The following is a 17,210-nucleotide window of genomic DNA, read 5'->3' as shown; positions in this document are numbered from 1 at the left end:
TTAGGGGTATAGTTTAACGGTAGAACAGAGGTCTCCAAAACCTCCAGTGTGGGTTCGATTCCTACTACCCCTGCCAAAGTGGCGGCTATGGCGAAGTGGTTAACGCATCGGATTGTGGCTCCGACACTCGTGGGTTCGATTCCCACTAGTCGCCCCATTTATATTTATAGTATCATTTAACTAACGATGGGCTATAGCCAAGCGGTAAGGCAACGGACTTTGACTCCGTGATTCGTTGGTTCGAATCCAGCTAGCCCAGTATATTGCGGAAGTAGTTCAGTGGTAGAACACCACCTTGCCAAGGTGGGGGTCGCGGGTTCGAACCCCGTCTTCCGCTCCAAAACCTTGGCGGCATAGCCAAGTGGTAAGGCACGGGTCTGCAACACCCTTACCACCGGTTCGAATCCGGTTGCCGCCTCCAATTTTATCACGCCTGAGTGGTGGAACTGGCATACACGTTGGACTCAAAATCCAATGCCCTCACGGGCTTGTGGGTTCGAATCCCACCTCAGGTATTTTTAAGAAAATTAAGGTCAGATAAGTGAGAAAAGGCTCATAAACGTTGATATATCAATGTTTATGAGTTTTTTTTCGTTTTAGGCTCTATACTAAATGTTGGGGTTTCCACACAATTTGCCCGTAAAAAAATACACGCAAACATCCAATTCTTTTATACTTGAATTGACGAGAAAGCAAGAAAAGATTGGAGTTGCGTGCAAGTGAATTTTACCATAACAATCCCGACCTTGAAGATGTATTGATCACAAAAGTGGAAGAAGTGGAAGACCGTATATAGAAATGGATGTTAAGGTCCACAAGTGTCCAAGCTGTGGTGAAAGGACTAAGAAAGTTCATGATTATCGCATTCAAAAGATCAGCATTTGAAGTGTTTTGAACGGTTGACGTCCCTCTTCTACAAATAGCGCCACTATGCCTGTTCGTGCGGGAAGCGGTTTGCGGAGGAATCCTTTTGTTCATCGATATCAACGGCTTTCTAACGAATGTAATCGGGCAGTATCCGTTCGGATCGTGCAAGCGAAGACATTTAAGGAAACTGCCCAGCAGTTTGGCGTTTCCATATCAACTGTCATGCGCAGATTTGACAGTTTGGCCGTAAAGGAAATGACAGAGGTTCAAGAACTGCCCAGGGTGATCGCCATCGATGAGTACAAGGGAGATACAAAGGAAGGAAAATATCAATTGATTATTGCCGATGGGGAGACAAAGGATTAATGGATTTTTACAGGAAGGTAGAACAAGATGGTATTCCTGAATTTGAGAAGGCTATCCGTACATTCAAAAACTGGCAGACAGAAGTACTAAACAGCTTTTTACTCAAATGGTTTTTTGGAGAGAATTAATAACCTAACGAAAGTCATGAAGAGGAACGCCTTTGGATTTAGGAACTTCCTAAGGGGAAGAGCAAGAATACTTCTTTTACATAAGTATAAAAAAATTGGAAGTCATGTTGGGTAAAGTGAGATTCTATCTCACCCCACTCCAACATTTGACATAGAACCATTTTAATTAAAAAGAGAAACGTCAGTTTGTATAAAATTGAACGTAAACTTTGGTGCGGACCCCAAGCGAACATAAAATCTCCGGGGGACCCGCACCAAAAAAACCCAGTATAATACGAAAATATATGGTAAAATTGAAAAGAAGATAGGCGAAATATCCCCAAAAACAGGTTATCCTACTAGATTTAGGGAATGATTTTCCTTTTATTAGGAGATTTTCGCTGTCGCACTCTATATGAGTGCGTGGATTGAAATAAGCAAGACATTAACTGCGGCTTTATCAATGTTCACGTCGCACTCTATATGAGTGCGTGGATTGAAATTTCGATGACATAATAATTACCTGCGGCATCAACGTCGCACTCTATATGAGTGCGTGGATTGAAATTTATAGTCGTAGGAGTGATAGCCGGACTTATAGCGTCGCACTCTATATGAGTGCGTGGATTGAAATAATTCTGGATGCTCGTCCATAATGTAATCATCCAGGTCGCACTCTATATGAGTGCGTGGATTGAAATCCACTCCATCTGTTATGCTGTACAACATTAGCAGTCGCACTCTATATGAGTGCGTGGATTGAAATTGTAAGCTCCCCGATTTCCGTGAGTTTCTTAATGTCGCACTCTATATGAGTGCGTGGATTGAAATGAATGCACGTCGGTCGCTTAATGGATGCGTTAGAAGTCGCACTCTACATGAGTGCGTGGATTGAAATTCTTTTTCGTCATCGTGCCTCCCCCTTCATACTGTCGCACTCTATATGAGTGAGTGTTAATGGCACGTCGCATATTCTTTGTTTGTTGTGTGTATATTTCAGTGTCTTGTATTTTGTATTGTAGCTGTCGTAACGATAGAAATAAGAACGCACCGGGACATGTTGTAGTCGCGAAATTCCATTAAGGCGCCGATCATTTCCTCTTACTCGTGGTTATATGGGATGACACTCTGCATGTTCTTGATCCGCCAGTTGCTGACAGATTGGCTCAATATCATAGCTGCCATTGAACAGGCCTGTTACTTACTCATTTCGATATTTGGAGGAGGTACTCCTTTTTCTATCCTCGAACTTTTAGGGGCAAATGGTGACATTCATTCATTTATATGAAAGGGGGATTCTTCATATACTGCTCAACATGTAAACGCTTGTTTACTCGGAGTCTCTCGGTTAGCGATCATGTAAACAATATGAATCCACGCAAATTGTTGCTAGTGTTTGAAAATCGAACTTGGCTTTCTTTATCTAAAGATTGAAGTTTTTGTTTGTCGTAAATATCATATTATTCATAACGAATATCAATTAACTGAAAGAAGAGCTGCGTGTATTCTGTAAATGATCAATGACTAGAATTTTATTCAGATGGTCTTTAATCGGTTTTCTACATGAGCTTTTTTAATCTTAATCAAACGTACTCGTTCTCCAGGACAGCCACTATGGCTCCCCCCCTCACTTGCTCACAAAAACACATTCTCGTTTCTTTCATTAAAAAATCTTGAATCTGCTGCTGATTCATAGAAGGAGAAACGATATCTCGCACTTACTTCCAACCTTTACCGCAAAAGTTGGTTGCCGTACTGAAGTTGATGTCTTCGTCACATGGGTAACCATCTGTTTTAACTGTTACATGCTGATTGAATTTGCAAAGATTTAATCGGCTTTTTTGTGTTTAAACACTTTTGCATGATTGACATTTTGTTTTTGAGCTTAAACGCATCCAGTACAAGGCTTTGGAATATTGTTTCCAACGTTTTTTTGGTCAAATGATTCCGAAAAAAATGAACACTCAAAATCGTGAATTGGGCGACGGATCATTTTTCTTCTGTTTTCGACATTTTTATACATGTTTTTCGCATTCTTTACATTTTCTTCATCATAGAAAAATAACGTATTAATAATCCCGAACTATAATCAAAATGAGCAAAAAAACACAAATAATAATATTTTTGTGCAAATGTGTGCGAAGGGAGAAAGTCTTTGTTACCTATCGAGAGAAAGATGCGGATCATCGAATATGTCCGGCAGAATCGAACGGCGACGATCGCTGCGCTTGCAAAACAATTTGGTGTCCACGAAGCAACAATCCGCCGGGATCTGGCTGAAATTGAACGAAATGGCACACTAAAAAGAACGCATGGTGGAGTCATTATGGAACAGTGGACTCAAGAAGAGCCATCTTTTACGGAAAGGACCACTCTGAACTCGGATCAAAAAATGAGAATTGGAAAAATGGCGGCCAGTCTGGTGAAGGATGGGGAAAGCATTATAATCGATTCGGGTACGACTACTTTGCATATTGTCAAACATCTATTACACCGCAATGATATTACAATAGTGACGAATGACATGAATATCGCGGCAGAGCTGCGGGATGCCCACCGAATGAAAGTGATTTTGACTGGTGGAGAACTATATCCGTCCAGTTTTTTTCTGAATGGCATGTTCACGGATCATGTACTGAGGTCATTGCATGTTGAAAAGTCGTTTGTTGGAACGCCTGCTTTGCACCCGCAATATGGCTTGATGCATCCTGAGGAACGAGTGGTTCCTGCCAAGCAAGGGATGATCAAGGCGGCAAGGGAAATAATTGTGGTTGCTGATCATAGCAAAATCGGGAAACTTTCGCTCCATACGGTAGCTCCAAATAGTTCGATCCACACGTTGATTACTGGGAAGGAAGCGTCAGAGTTTGACCTTCAGCCATTTCGAGATAGTGGCATCACAGTTTATACGGTTTGAGATATCAGTCTGTTAAAGGTGGTGTAGCATGGATTTTAAAAAATGAAAATGGCATAAGTCGCCATACATTTCAATACTTACACTAACTAACGGAACACTTGGAAAAGGTGGCAACAAATAGTTCATTATGCGCTTGCATGCTGCATAAGGTATCCACTTTTTCGAAAAGATCATTATAAAGGGGCATCATGATGAGAACAAAGTTTTTTACATTAGCACTAGGTTTCGTTGTTTTGGCAGCCGTTTTTTTGACCGGGTGTAATTCATCTAAAGAAGGCAAGTCTGGCAAGGGAGATCCAGTTACTATTGAGTATTGGTATCCAAACGCAGAGACACAAGGAGGAAAAACGGTTACTGAATTAATTAATCAGTTTAATGAATCACAAGATAAAATTGTTGTTAAGGGCGTATATAACCCGGGAATGTACCAAGGCTTAATGCAAAACCTGCAATCCGCGGTCGCTGCGGGCAACTCACCAGCAGTTGTGCAAATTGGCTGGTCTTATCGAGAGTATTTTTCTAACAACTTTCAATATACAGAGCCGCAAACGATCATCGAAAAGTATTTTCCGGATGATAAAGACTATGTAAAAGAAAAGTTCTTAGACAATGTTTTGGAATTAGCTGTTAACAATGATGGTTCCCAAGTAGGATTGCCATATTCGTTAAGTGTTCCAATTCTTTATTTAAATATGGATATTTTAAATGAAGCAGGCATCAAGACAAGCGAATTAAATACATGGGAAGAAGTCGCAAAAGCTTCCGAAAAAATAACGGAAGTCACTGGGAAAAAAGGGCTGTATATAGCTGAGCCTACAGATACTTGGAACGTTCAACAAATGCTGGAAAGTAATGGCGGCAAAACAATTGCTGACGGAAAAGCTGCCTTTGCCAGTGAAGAGGGAGTCGAAACATACAAATTTTATCAAGATTTGATTAAAGGCGGCAGTGCTTTGCATATTGGCATTGACGAAGGTCAGCAGGCATTTGTTTCCGGTGAGGTAGGTATGGCTCATTTGACTGTCGCCCAAAGAAAAAATGTGACTGAAAATGGAAACTTTGAAGCGATGGCAGTCCCATCTCCTACATTTGAAGGAAAGGAATTAAAAGTTCCAGCCGGAGGTTCTTTATTGGCCATTACGGCTGAAAAAGAAGAAGAACAAAAAGCGGCATGGGAATTTATGAAATTCTTATATGAACCAGATAGTGTTGCCGCCTGGACACAAGGTACCGGTTATCTTCCAGAAACGACAGACGCAACGGAAAATAAAGAACTGGTGGCTTTAATTGAAGAAGATAATATGATGGCGGCGGCTTATGCGACAATAGAAAATCTTATTCCGTGGGCCCCATTCCCGGGAAATTCAGGACTTGAAGCAGAACAAATGCTGATTGATATGAGAGACCGTATTTTGGGCGGGGGAGATGTGGAAAAGGATTTAAAAGAAACTCAAGAAGCAATTAATAAATTAACAAAATAATAGTGTATGAACTGTAGGAAAATAGGGTAATGATTTTATCCTATTTTCCTATTATTACATTGTAAGAACGAAATTGGAGGTTCATATGTACAGTCATCTTCAGAAGATACAATGGAAAACAATCCTGCTATTATCACCTGCTTTATTGATTTTTAGCTTATTTGTGCTTTGGCCGACGTTATACACCTTTTATTTAAGCTTCTTTGAATGGAATATGATCGCACCTACTAAAGAGTTTGTCGGGTTGGCCAATTATGTTGAAGTGTTAACAGATGCCACCACGTATAAAGTATTGCTGAATACTTTTTGGTATATCGTTGTTTTGTTAATGTTAAACTTTGTTGTCCCGTATATTTTTGCATTCGTCCTTCATTTATTAGTACGCAAATTTAAAAACTTTTTTAAAGCGGCATTTTTCCTGCCTTCCTTTATATCCTTAGTGGTCGGTTCCATCTTAACAACATGGATGCTCAACCCTATTTCCGGACCGGTAGCGCAAATCGCTAAATATGTTGGGTTATCCATTCCAAATTGGAGCCAAACAGAAGGTCTTGTTATTTTCATTATTTGTTTGATTACTTCATGGAAAGTATTTGGTTATAATTTTATCACCCTTTATGCCTCTATTTCCGGTATTTCTAGCGAAGTCATCGAAGCGGCAAAGCTTGATAATATTCCAAGTTGGAGAATTTTAAAGGACATTGTCGTGCCGATGAGCAGCGCCACGGGTGTTTATATTCTGATTATGACGATCGTAACAGGTTTACAGTATGTGTATACTCCGGTAAAAGTCATCACTCAGGGAGGCCCTGATTCGGCAAGTTCAAACTTGATTTATCAGTCGTATCACCATGCATTTGATGTTTACAGCACGGGGACTTCGGCAGCACTTTCAATGCTCACATTATTATTGTTTGTCCTGCTTCTCGTGTTGGAGTTTCGATTTGTAGAAAGAGGGGTCCACTATGAAAATTGAGAGTAGATTGCCTTCTATTATTTGGACTGGGGTATTTATTGCCATTGTGATGATCTGGCTTATGCCCATCGTATTTGCATTGGGAACATCGTTTAGAAGTTTACAGGATGTTTATGATAATGTGTTGGCGATATTTCCAACTGCGCCAACTTTTGAAAACTACAATCAATTATTTGAGCAATTACCGATGTTCAAAATCATTATGAACAATTTTACGATTGCGACCACGGTAACGATATTAAAATTAGTAACATCTTTTTTAGCAGCCTATGCGCTTGTTTTCTTCCGTTTTACAGGAAAGAAACCTTTGTATTTTCTATTCATTGCAACTATTTTTATTCCATTTACTGTAACGATGGTTCCGAATTATATCATGTTGTCTAAAGTTGGGTTAACAGATCATATCGCAGGTGTTATTTTACCCCAAGTTGCGGATGCGGTGGGAATTTTTTTGTTAACGCAAGTGATGAGATCCATCCCCTATTCGTTAATAGAATCGGCGAAGTTGGATGAGATCGGCCATTTTAGAATTATGAAAGATATTGTGTTACCACTGATAAGCCCACAAATTACTTCTGTTGGCATCTGGTTTTTCGTGAATTCTTGGAACGAATTTGTGTGGCCTTCATTGATTTTAAAATCAAAAGAAAGTTATACGCTGCCCTTGGCACTCCAGATGTTTATCAGTTCCGAAGGCGGTACGAATTTTGCGGTAGCCATGGCGGTGTCGGTGATTACAATGTCCATTCCACTATTGCTTTATCTGATTTTCCAAAAATATATAATTGGAACATTTACAGCATCTGGAATTAAATAGGAGGAATCGGTAATGGCAAATATTAAATTTGTAAATGTAAAAAAATCCTATGGAAATCATGTGATTATTAACAATTTAAACTTGGAAATTCATTCAGGTGAACGTTTAGTGTTGTTAGGGCCTTCGGGCTGTGGAAAATCAACGATATTAAGAATGATTGCCGGTCTGGAAGAGGTGACTGATGGGGACCTTTATATGAGAAATGAGCGGGTAAATGACATTCCGCCTGGAAAACGCAACGTTGGAATGGTTTTCCAAAATTATGCCTTATATCCGCATATGACGGTTAAAGAAAATATTACGTATGCGCTGAAAGTGAAGAAGGTACCGAAACATGAAATTGAAAAAAGGCTGGATGCCACTGCTGAATTTCTGCAATTAAAACAGTACTATGACAGAAAACCGAGTGAGCTTTCCGGGGGCCAAAGACAAAGGGTTGCTTTAGCAAGATCCACGGTAAAGAACAGTGATTATTTTTTACTGGATGAACCACTTTCTAATTTAGATGCCCAATTGCGAATTTCCGCCCGTGAAGCACTGATGGATATTCATCATGAATATAAACAAACAATGGTGTATGTGACACATGATCAGATTGAAGCGATGACGTTCGGTACGCGGATTGCCTTATTAAATAAAGGGGAATTGCAAATGCTCGATACCCCGGAAAATGTGTACCATCGGCCCGCCAATATTTTTACTGCTACATTTATCGGCAATCCCCCGACAAATATTTTGGAAAATGTCCATTATACGAACGGTCTCTTAACTATTGGAAAGCAATCTTTACAACTCAGTGATGATTGGAAGAATTATGTGGAAAAAAGTACCTATCATCAAATCGTGTTAGGTATCCGTCCTGAACATATTCATTTAACGAAATCACCGCAAGCAGGAAGTATACGCGCAAAAGTGAAACACTCAGAAAACCAGGGAAGCAATTTTGCGATTCATTTAGATGTGGAAGGAGAAAATATAATCGCGATAGAGGCTTTTAATATTTTCAAAGCTGGTGAAGAAGTATTCGTAAATATAACGATGGATGAAATTCATTTGTTCGATAAAGCAACAGAGAACAATTTGGGTTATCCCGAAAATATCATTCGGAAAAAGAAAGTTGCGAGTGGAACAGACGAACATTTGCTTGAAGTTTTACAATAAAAACATCTAATGAGAAAAAAGGGGATGCACATGAATCGCTTATCATTTATTCAATTGTCCGATACTCATTTTAGAAATCATTATATCAATGATCCGCTGGAAGAAGTTTTTAAAGGAGTGAAAGACCCGGCAGAAAATCTGATCGAAGTACTTCAACATATTAATTTTGGAGACATTGACTTTATTACCATCACAGGTGACCTTGTACATGATGGAAGTGCGGAAGACTATAGGGGGTTAAAGTCAATTGTGGAAGATCAAATTCCGTCTGACTTCCCTGTCTTTTATTGTTTAGGAAATCATGATGATAAAGAAAATTACTATGAAGGTTTTTATCATATCGAAAATAAATCAACTTCACTGGATTATGTGGAAGCGATGAACGGCTATCGCCTCATTTTTTTAGATACGTCCGTTGATCATATGCATGGGGGATATGTAGCAGAGGCGCAGTTAGACTGGCTGGAAGCGATTTTAAAAGAAAAATCAGAAACCGGCTCATTATTATTTATGCATCACCCATTAATATGGAATGGCGAGAAAACAACAGAAGTGTCTGATCGCTTATTTGATATTCTTAAAAACAGCGACGTTATCAGCATTCATAGTGGACATCTCCATTTACCCGGCATCAATTATATCGGGAGCATCCCTCAATTTTCCATTGAGAGTCTAGCGTTCGGTGTGCATAACTCAAAAGAAATGGTGAATTATACAAACCGGGTTTCTTATAATTACTATTCACTTCGCGACCGGGAGATTTTTTCACATCCGATCTATGTAAATCCGCAAGAGGATGTTGTTTGGGCTATAACACATGAAGAGCATGAAAGGCATACAATCAAGCATTATGGACGATAATCAATCATTCATTTTTTTGAAAGGAAATATATGATGTATTTAACTGACTATCATCATCACACAGACAATTCATTTGACTCTCAAGCATCTATGAAATCGGTATGCGAAGAAGCGATCAAGAAAGGTATTAACGAAATTTGTTTTACAGAGCATTTCTCGGTGAATCCTCAGGCGATAACCTATGGCCATATGGATTTTAAACGTTATTTTTCACAAATTGAACAATGTCGGCATCTATTTGGACAGCGCCTGAAGATAAAAGTTGGACTTGAATTATGTGAGCCGCATTTATTGCAAGAAACATATCATGAACAATTACAGGGGCTTCCGCTAGATTTTATACTGGGCTCTGTACACAATATTGAAAATCAAGACATTCGATCTTATATGGTCCATAAAGAACCTGAATCACTTTATCAAAGGTATTTTGAAGAGGTGTATCAATTAGTTAGAAATGCCGATATTGATGTAGTGGCACATCTGGATTTGATGAAACGATATGCGGTGGACGTGGATTATTTGGGGACATATGATTTTCACGTATGTAAGGAAGGTTTAATAGAGATTTTTAAAAAAGCGATTGAGAGAAATATCGGTATAGAGATTAATACTTCTGGATTTGCCAAAAAGACGTTAAATGAGCCCCTGCCTTCTATGAAAGTGTTAAAATTATATAAGGAGTTGGGAGGAGAAGTGTTAACGATCGGTTCAGATTCGCATGCCGCTAGCACAGTTGGCTATCATTTAGATACAGCTTTGGATATGGCGAAGGAAGCAGGATTCAAATATATTTATACATTTACCAGCCGTCAGCCGGAAACGATAAAAATCGTTTAAAAACGTATTGATGGCGATGAAAAATAAGTAAAAGGTGGATTGACAATGAAACTAGTTCTAATGGGAGACCTTCATTATTCGCGCATGGGGGACGGCACTGAAGAAATGTGTATAGCAAGAGAAAAAGTTTTTAGCGTCTTGATCGATGCGTTTTGGGAAATCGATGCGGATTATCATATTTCATTGGGAGATCTTACGCATGAAGGGTATCCCGAGGAGTTTCGTGATGTGCTTAATCGGATGGACAGCAGCCGCAATTTTATCCACGTGCTTGGCAACCATGATGCGTTATCTATTCCCAAAAGCGACATTTTGACAGTGACCGGACAGCAGCGTTACCAGGCGATTGATACGGATGAAGCGAATCTGATTTTTCTGGACACAACCAAAGAAATGAATCGGGATGACTGGGGCGGGGAAATTGATGCAGAACAGCTACAATGGCTACAATTTCAACTAGAAAAATCGAACGACAAGCCGGTCTTTGTTTTCGCCCATCATCCTGTTTATGATACGACTGCGCGTTCTACCATCGATAAATTATCGATTCATCCGGAGATAGGCATGAAAGAACTATTGAATAAAAGTGGAGGTGCAGGGTTTTACTTTTGTGGTCACAATCATGTAAACTCAATTGTTCAGCAAGGTAGTTGGCATTACATTCAAACCGCTGCATGCCTGGATGTTCCCGCATTCCGAGTAGTAGAAATCAAGGACGGCCAAGTGAATATCGACATGATTTCGATTGATGACGAGACGCTTATGGAGCAGATCGCGATTGTCAACACAAAAATACCAGGATTTGTCCCTATCGAGCAACCGCATGGAGAAGAATCCGACCGCAACTTGCTCGTAGAGATTCAAGAACCAGTTACAGAAACTGGGAAAGTGTTCTGAAAATCGTCTAGGAGTACTGTTGGCCAAAGAATGAGCAGCGATATATGACAAGCTTGATGTTGTATCATGAAAAAACACCCATTGTCGTCGATCCATCTCGTGACACCAAACCCGCGGGATCGACGACAAACCAACATGGGACAAAAGGCAGTAAACACAATGAAGCGAAGCTATTTGGAAAATAATCACTTTTATTTTCGCGAAGTATGTGATATACAATAAGATGGTAAGAGGCATGTTGTTTGGGGGTTGACATCTTACCTAAGAGGAATTGAAACAAATTTCATCAGACGCTTTGTCAATACTGTCAACCGTTGACATCTTACCTAAGAGGAATTGAAACAAAGAAGTTGGAAAGAACATCATAGAGGGCTTGATTGGTTGACATCTTACCTAAGAGGAATTGAAACTCGGACTGCCAATCTTCTCCAACGCTTTCCGCAACCGTTGACATCTTACCTAAGAGGAATTGAAACAAGGCTTTGGTAACGGGAGATTTCGAGGGAATGGTTGGTTGACATCTTACCTAAGAGGAATTGAAACATAGAGAGCGTAGAGAACATAACATACAACGGCGTTGGTTGACATCTTACCTAAGAGGAATTGAAACTGGATAACCGTTCGATTCCATTTAAACTTTCTACGCGTTGACATCTTACCTAAGAGGAATTGAAACCCAAAAGAAATCGACGATGCTTTAAATGCGAAACGGTTGACATCTTACCTAAGAGGAATTGAAACTACTATCGTATTTATACCGCAAATAAAAGTAACCCGGTTGACATCTTACCTAAGAGGAATTGAAACAGGCTATCTCGACTGGAAAACTAACAATCGATGAAAAGGTTGACATCTTACCTAAGAGGAATTGAAACATATACGAGATAGATACTGTGCGTCCGTTCCTGTTTTGTTGACATCTTACCTAAGAGGAATTGAAACCTTGATTTCCGCGAAAAGAAAGTAGCGGAATTTGAGTTGACATCTTACCTAAGAGGAATTGAAACCCGTGTTTTCCGTCAATCACCTCTTTAGCCATTTGAGGTTGACATCTTACCTAAGAGGAATTGAAACATGGATCGTCACAAAATCCCTATTGCTAATGTTGTACGTTGACATCTTACCTAAGAGGAATTGAAACTTGATTATTTCGCGCGGAAAGTCCATCGACATTACCGTTGACATCTTACCTAAGAGGAATTGAAACCGATTAACTTCAGCCCGCACTTTTTCGTATTCCGCGTTGACATCTTACCTAAGAGGAATTGAAACATTTCTAGTATTCCCGTATCTTCGGGGGCGGGGGACCGTTGACATCTTACCTAAGAGGAATTGAAACTAGGACTGTCCGAATTTACGGCACGCATTGCGCTGTCCGTTGACATCTTACCTAAGAGGAATTGAAACCGAAGTGACAAAGCGGCGGAGAGCCCGAAAGCCTCCGGTTGACATCTTACCTAAGAGGAATTGAAACACTTCTTTGCTTTGCCATCCCGCAACCACTCCGGTGAGTTGACATCTTACCTAAGAGGAATTGAAACTTGAGTGTGCCAATGATGACATCCTCTTGTTTGTCCAGTTGACATCTTACCTAAGAGGAATTGAAACCGGAAACACGCTCCTGCACTTGCTGGGAGTGCTGCTTGTTGACATCTTACCTAAGAGGAATTGAAACCAACCAATCTCTTCACAGTGCATACCCCCCACGCTCGTTGACATCTTACCTAAGAGGAATTGAAACTTGGTCAAGTGAGTAGATGTGCATACTCACCAACATTGTTGACATCTTACCTAAGAGGAATTGAAACTGAGGTGGAACAGTTTATCAAAGGATTGGTTGTGTGGTTGACATCTTACCTAAGAGGAATTGAAACGTAGCTGTCAAAAATCTCGTTGATAAGTATGAAAATTGTTGACATCTTACCTAAGAGGAATTGAAACGGGCATGGAATGGATTATAGGCGCATTCGGCACGCTAGTTGACATCTTACCTAAGAGGAATTGAAACGGAAATAGAGCGTCTCCCACGGTAAGTGGATATTCGTTGACATCTTACCTAAGAGGAATTGAAACACAGCCAGAAAAATGCGCTCGCAGAGATGAACAAACGTTGACATCTTACCTAAGAGGAATTGAAACACGACTTATTCAAGCCTGTTTCAGTTGATACCAAAGCGTTGACATCTTACCTAAGAGGAATTGAAACTGCCCCGACCCCCACAAATACGGCACGGAGCAATCCGCGTTGACATCTTACCTAAGAGGAATTGAAACTGCTCTAGGTGATGATTTTAAGCTAACTCATCAGGGTTGACATCTTACCTAAGAGGAATTGAAACCTGTATAGTTCACCATCTGATTTTTCGGTTTTCCTTACGTTGACATCTTACCTAAGAGGAATTGAAACCGACCCTGCCACCGATAGTCGACGAGCTTTTTAATCGTTGACATCTTACCTAAGAGGAATTGAAACTCGTTAAACTCCGCTATATCCTTTCGAAAGGCCTCAGTTGACATCTTACCTAAGAGGAATTGAAACGCCTCCGCTTGTATTCGTTGCCATACGTTTTTTCGAGTTGACATCTTACCTAAGAGGAATTGAAACCGATGACTTTGACAATGACCGGGTATATGAGGAATATAGTTGACATCTTACCTAAGAGGAATTGAAACTTTACAAAGATGATGCCCAGATCGTGGATTTGTCAGGTTGACATCTTACCTAAGAGGAATTGAAACACGGATGTTTTCCGGTTTCCTAAACCGTGCGTCGCAGGTTGACATCTTACCTAAGAGGAATTGAAACTCGTCTGTATGTCGGCGTGGCCTACGATTCGTTGCGTTGACATCTTACCTAAGAGGAATTGAAACCAATATCTATTGTCGAATCCATAAAACCACCTTCAAGTTGACATCTTACCTAAGAGGAATTGAAACTCTCTTCTTTTGGTTCTTTTGATATTCCGTCTTCGTGTTGACATCTTACCTAAGAGGAATTGAAACTATATTTCTCTATTGCTTGGGATTCTGACTTTTCTAGTTGACATCTTACCTAAGAGGAATTGAAACAGAACAAAGGAGTTGCTCACTATGCAAAGTCTAGCCAGTTGACATCTTACCTAAGAGGAATTGAAACACAATGAAGGCTCAGCCGAATCATACCCGATCGTCGGTTGACATCTTACCTAAGAGGAATTGAAACAGGAAGAAACAAGAAATAGTGATGAGCAAACTGAATTGTTGACATCTTACCTAAGAGGAATTGAAACATCCTTTCTTTCCTGCTTAGACATGAACTCTGTCCTCGTTGACATCTTACCTAAGAGGAATTGAAACATTGTTAGTGTTGTTCTGTTCTCAATTTTGTTAGGAACGAGTTGACATCTTACCTAAGAGGAATTGAAACTGAAACATTCACCAAAAGAAATCGACGATGCTATGGGGTTGACATCTTACCTAAGAGGAATTGAAACCTGAACCGAAAGCATGTCCCGTCTGCAAAAGGTTAGAGTTGACATCTTACCTAAGAGGAATTGAAACGACCAATGTTTAAATCCTTTCCATTCATTGGCCAATGTTGACATCTTACCTAAGAGGAATTGAAACCTCAACGGAGCTGGCGGTCGAACTGTCGGCTGGCATTGTTGAAATCTTACCTAAGAGGAATTGAAACCGTAAGATCCCCCAGGAAAGCGACCTTTGCTTTCCAAGGAAGCTGAGAGACCTGGGGAAAGCGAAATATGTTGACGTAGCGATGATAGGGATTTTTTTAACAAATAAACCGAACAATTATAAATGAATTGTACGGTCGTATTTGCTTATGTCCCAGCCCGTCCTTCCCCTTGGGTTTCTGTTGATCAGACGTGTATTTATAAAAATCAGGATGCTTGCCTATCATTCTATTGGAGCGATAGGTTTTTTTATTGCGGAAATTTTTACTTACTCTTAACATAATTTTTATTTGGGATTTGAATTTTTGTTATATACTTTTGCTTTAAGGGATCATGATTGGATCTCGAAGCATTTTGTTTGAAACGATCATTCGTCTAAAAGAAAGGCACCATGCTATTATGCCGTATAACTAGATGCTTCAATTTTTATTTTCACTATCCTCCACGATCATGTGAGTCATTGGGAAATAGAAGAATCTTCTGTTAAAAATACTATGATAAATCATGGAGGTATCAGCTTGGACGCACCTATATCAACTTTTATTAATGATTTTAATTTAATCATGTTTGTTTTATTTACATTGTTGTATTCGTATAAATTTGTATATTTGTTTGTTGCCCTCAAGGCCAAAAAGGGTGAACATTCCGGGAATAGCAATGTATTAAACAAATACGCTGTCATTATTGCAGCGCGAAATGAAGAGCTTGTCATCGGACAGCTTATCCAAAGTATTAAAAATCAGAAATATCCCGAAAACTTCATTGATATTTTCGTAGTAGCAGATAACTGTACCGATAATACAGCCAGGGTTGCCGAGAAAGCAGGAGCTATTGTGAGGGAGCGTTTTAATAAAACGCAGGTTGGAAAGGGATATGCGCTGGATTATATGATCAAAATCATTGAAAGTGAATATGCGTCCAGAAAGTATGAAGGTTATTTTGTGTTTGATGCGGACAATCTCCTTGATGAGCATTATATAATGGAGATGAACAAAACATTTAATCAAGGATACAGGGTGATCACAAGCTATAGAAATTCTAAGAACTATGATCAGAACTGGATTTCTGCAGGCTATGCTCTTTGGTTTTTGCATGAAGCTGAATATCTTAATCTTCCCAGAATGGTCTTAAACGCTAGTTGTGCCATTTCTGGAACGGGATTTTTGGTGCATGCTGATCTGATTAAAGATAATGGTGGTTGGAATTACCATCTTCTTACAGAAGACATTGAATTTTCCATTTCGCAAATTATTAAGGGTGAAAAAATCGGATACTGTAGAAATGCCATGTTTTATGATGAGCAGCCAATAACCATTAGCCAGTCTTGGCATCAGAGATTACGTTGGGCCAAAGGATTTTATCAAGTTTTTTCGAAATATGGAAGAGCATTAATTGGTTGTATATTTAAAGGAAAGAGCAACTGGTTTTCGTGTTATGACATGACCATGACAATCATGCCGGCCATACTCTTTTCCAGCATCAGCATTATCGTTAATGTATTTTTTTACTTAGCAGGCTTATTTGAATTTGTTGATGAAAAAAGGATTGTTCAGACAACGACCATTGCAATGGTAAAATCCGCTTTCTGGTTTTATGGAATACTATTCATGATTGGTTTTATGACAACTTTGACGGAGTGGAGAAAAATTCATTGTTCTGGATGGAAAAAAATTGCTTACACGATCACTTTTCCATTGTTTATGTTCACCTATTTGCCGATTGCGGTCGTCGCCTTGTTTAAGGATGTAGAATGGAAACCGATTGCTCACACAGTTGCAAAATCTCTTGACGATGTAAGGTAATATGATTTGCCATACTGTGGTGATCTCAACTAAAGTTTGTTATGACAAACATTATGTCGCCATCTTCAGATAACCGCAGCTTTTGATCATCTGGGTGCGATCTGTCAGTGTAAAAGGGCGCCTTAATGCCATGCGGTTAGCCCTTTCGGCTTATAACATAATAATATGAAGCACGCCGATTGAAGGCGTGTTTTTTATCAAAAATACATAATGCACGTGGGAGCTGAATCCGAGTATGATCAAGCGATAATCGCCCATGTCTCATAAAATGGGCCTACACCGCAAGCTAAGAATGAATATTGTTGAGGAAAAGCGGTATGTAAATCGATTAGGAGAGAGCGGGTTTCTCCAAGAATCCAGGTGACCTTCAATCATAAATAGGATATCCTTTTGAAGAGCCACCGGCGGATTTTGGATCCTAATTTCATTACATGTCAGAGCCAAAATTTT

Annotated in this window: 10 protein-coding genes, 6 tRNA genes, 1 pseudogene and 2 CRISPR repeat arrays; all 17 genes and pseudogenes read left to right on the top strand. The window is 39.7% G+C overall.

What is annotated here, in order from left to right; genetic code table 11:
• Positions 1-2: 2 nt before the first annotated feature.
• Positions 3-76, top strand: a tRNA-Trp gene (locus MHB50_RS12390).
• A gap of 5 nt (positions 77-81) precedes the next feature.
• Positions 82-157: transfer RNA gene (locus MHB50_RS12385), tRNA-His, on the top strand.
• A gap of 30 nt (positions 158-187) precedes the next feature.
• Positions 188-259, top strand: a tRNA-Gln gene (locus tag MHB50_RS12380).
• Between the two features lie 6 nt (positions 260-265).
• Positions 266-340, top strand: a tRNA-Gly gene (locus tag MHB50_RS12375).
• A 7-nt stretch (positions 341-347) separates the two neighbouring features.
• Positions 348-421, top strand: a tRNA-Cys gene (locus MHB50_RS12370).
• Positions 422-431: 10 nt separating this feature from the next.
• Positions 432-515: transfer RNA gene (locus MHB50_RS12365), tRNA-Leu, on the top strand.
• A gap of 194 nt (positions 516-709) precedes the next feature.
• Positions 710-1,476 (top strand): annotated as a pseudogene (locus tag MHB50_RS12360) (transposase).
• A gap of 267 nt (positions 1,477-1,743) precedes the next feature.
• Positions 1,744-2,303: a CRISPR direct-repeat array (repeat unit 32 nt; unit sequence GTCGCACTCTATATGAGTGCGTGGATTGAAAT).
• Between the two features lie 1,192 nt (positions 2,304-3,495).
• On the top strand, positions 3,496-4,257 hold the full coding sequence (locus MHB50_RS12355) for a DeoR/GlpR family DNA-binding transcription regulator (protein WP_340083854.1): 762 nt from the start codon (positions 3,496-3,498) through the stop codon (positions 4,255-4,257).
• Between the two features lie 188 nt (positions 4,258-4,445).
• Positions 4,446-5,738 carry an ABC transporter substrate-binding protein gene (locus MHB50_RS12350; protein ID WP_340083853.1) on the top strand — a complete coding sequence of 431 codons (1,293 nt, stop codon included), beginning with the start codon at positions 4,446-4,448 and terminating at the stop codon, positions 5,736-5,738.
• Between the two features lie 85 nt (positions 5,739-5,823).
• A complete protein-coding gene (locus tag MHB50_RS12345; RefSeq protein ID WP_077112122.1) occupies positions 5,824-6,714 on the top strand; it encodes a sugar ABC transporter permease in 891 nt (296 codons plus the stop codon).
• Positions 6,704-7,531 carry a carbohydrate ABC transporter permease gene (locus tag MHB50_RS12340; protein ID WP_077112124.1) on the top strand — a complete coding sequence of 276 codons (828 nt, stop codon included), beginning with the start codon at positions 6,704-6,706 and terminating at the stop codon, positions 7,529-7,531. The genes MHB50_RS12345 and MHB50_RS12340 overlap by 11 nt, the downstream gene beginning before the upstream one ends.
• Positions 7,532-7,543: 12 nt before the next feature.
• The gene (locus MHB50_RS12335; protein WP_077112126.1) at positions 7,544-8,692 is read left to right on the top strand and encodes an ABC transporter ATP-binding protein; all 1,149 of its coding nucleotides are present in this window, start codon (positions 7,544-7,546) and stop codon (positions 8,690-8,692) included.
• 30 nt (positions 8,693-8,722) lie between these two features.
• Positions 8,723-9,553, top strand: coding sequence for a metallophosphoesterase (locus MHB50_RS12330; protein WP_340083852.1), 831 nt, complete (start codon positions 8,723-8,725; stop codon positions 9,551-9,553).
• 30 nt (positions 9,554-9,583) lie between these two features.
• On the top strand, positions 9,584-10,390 hold the full coding sequence (locus tag MHB50_RS12325; protein WP_340083851.1) for a histidinol-phosphatase HisJ family protein: 807 nt from the start codon (positions 9,584-9,586) through the stop codon (positions 10,388-10,390).
• Positions 10,391-10,435: 45 nt separating this feature from the next.
• Complete coding sequence (locus MHB50_RS12320) at positions 10,436-11,287, top strand: metallophosphoesterase (RefSeq protein ID WP_340083850.1); 852 nt, start codon at positions 10,436-10,438, stop codon at positions 11,285-11,287.
• A 44-nt stretch (positions 11,288-11,331) separates the two neighbouring features.
• Positions 11,332-11,472, top strand: coding sequence for a hypothetical protein (locus tag MHB50_RS12315; protein WP_340083849.1), 141 nt, complete (start codon positions 11,332-11,334; stop codon positions 11,470-11,472).
• A gap of 63 nt (positions 11,473-11,535) precedes the next feature.
• A CRISPR array of direct repeats spans positions 11,536-14,960; the repeat unit is 30 nt; unit sequence GTTGACATCTTACCTAAGAGGAATTGAAAC.
• 516 nt (positions 14,961-15,476) lie between these two features.
• A complete protein-coding gene (locus MHB50_RS12310) occupies positions 15,477-16,760 on the top strand; it encodes a glycosyltransferase family 2 protein (RefSeq protein ID WP_205179266.1) in 1,284 nt (427 codons plus the stop codon).
• The last annotated feature ends 450 nt before the right edge of the window (positions 16,761-17,210 follow it).

The organism is Siminovitchia sp. FSL H7-0308, assembly GCF_037980985.1.
Classification (GTDB): domain Bacteria; phylum Bacillota; class Bacilli; order Bacillales; family Bacillaceae_C; genus Siminovitchia; species Siminovitchia thermophila.
The sequence above is the reverse complement of the archived record's forward strand: the minus strand, read 5'-3'. Positions and strand labels throughout refer to the sequence as shown.

Coding starts and splice junctions, on each gene's coding strand:
- MHB50_RS12330 (WP_340083852.1), top strand. CDS start 8,723: ATGAATCGCTTATCATTTATTCAATTGTCCGATACTCATTTTAGAAAT.
- MHB50_RS12350 (WP_340083853.1), top strand. CDS start 4,446: ATGATGAGAACAAAGTTTTTTACATTAGCACTAGGTTTCGTTGTTTTG.
- MHB50_RS12335 (WP_077112126.1), top strand. CDS start 7,544: ATGGCAAATATTAAATTTGTAAATGTAAAAAAATCCTATGGAAATCAT.
- MHB50_RS12325 (WP_340083851.1), top strand. CDS start 9,584: ATGATGTATTTAACTGACTATCATCATCACACAGACAATTCATTTGAC.
- MHB50_RS12320 (WP_340083850.1), top strand. CDS start 10,436: ATGAAACTAGTTCTAATGGGAGACCTTCATTATTCGCGCATGGGGGAC.
- MHB50_RS12340 (WP_077112124.1), top strand. CDS start 6,704: ATGAAAATTGAGAGTAGATTGCCTTCTATTATTTGGACTGGGGTATTT.
- MHB50_RS12315 (WP_340083849.1), top strand. CDS start 11,332: ATGACAAGCTTGATGTTGTATCATGAAAAAACACCCATTGTCGTCGAT.
- MHB50_RS12345 (WP_077112122.1), top strand. CDS start 5,824: ATGTACAGTCATCTTCAGAAGATACAATGGAAAACAATCCTGCTATTA.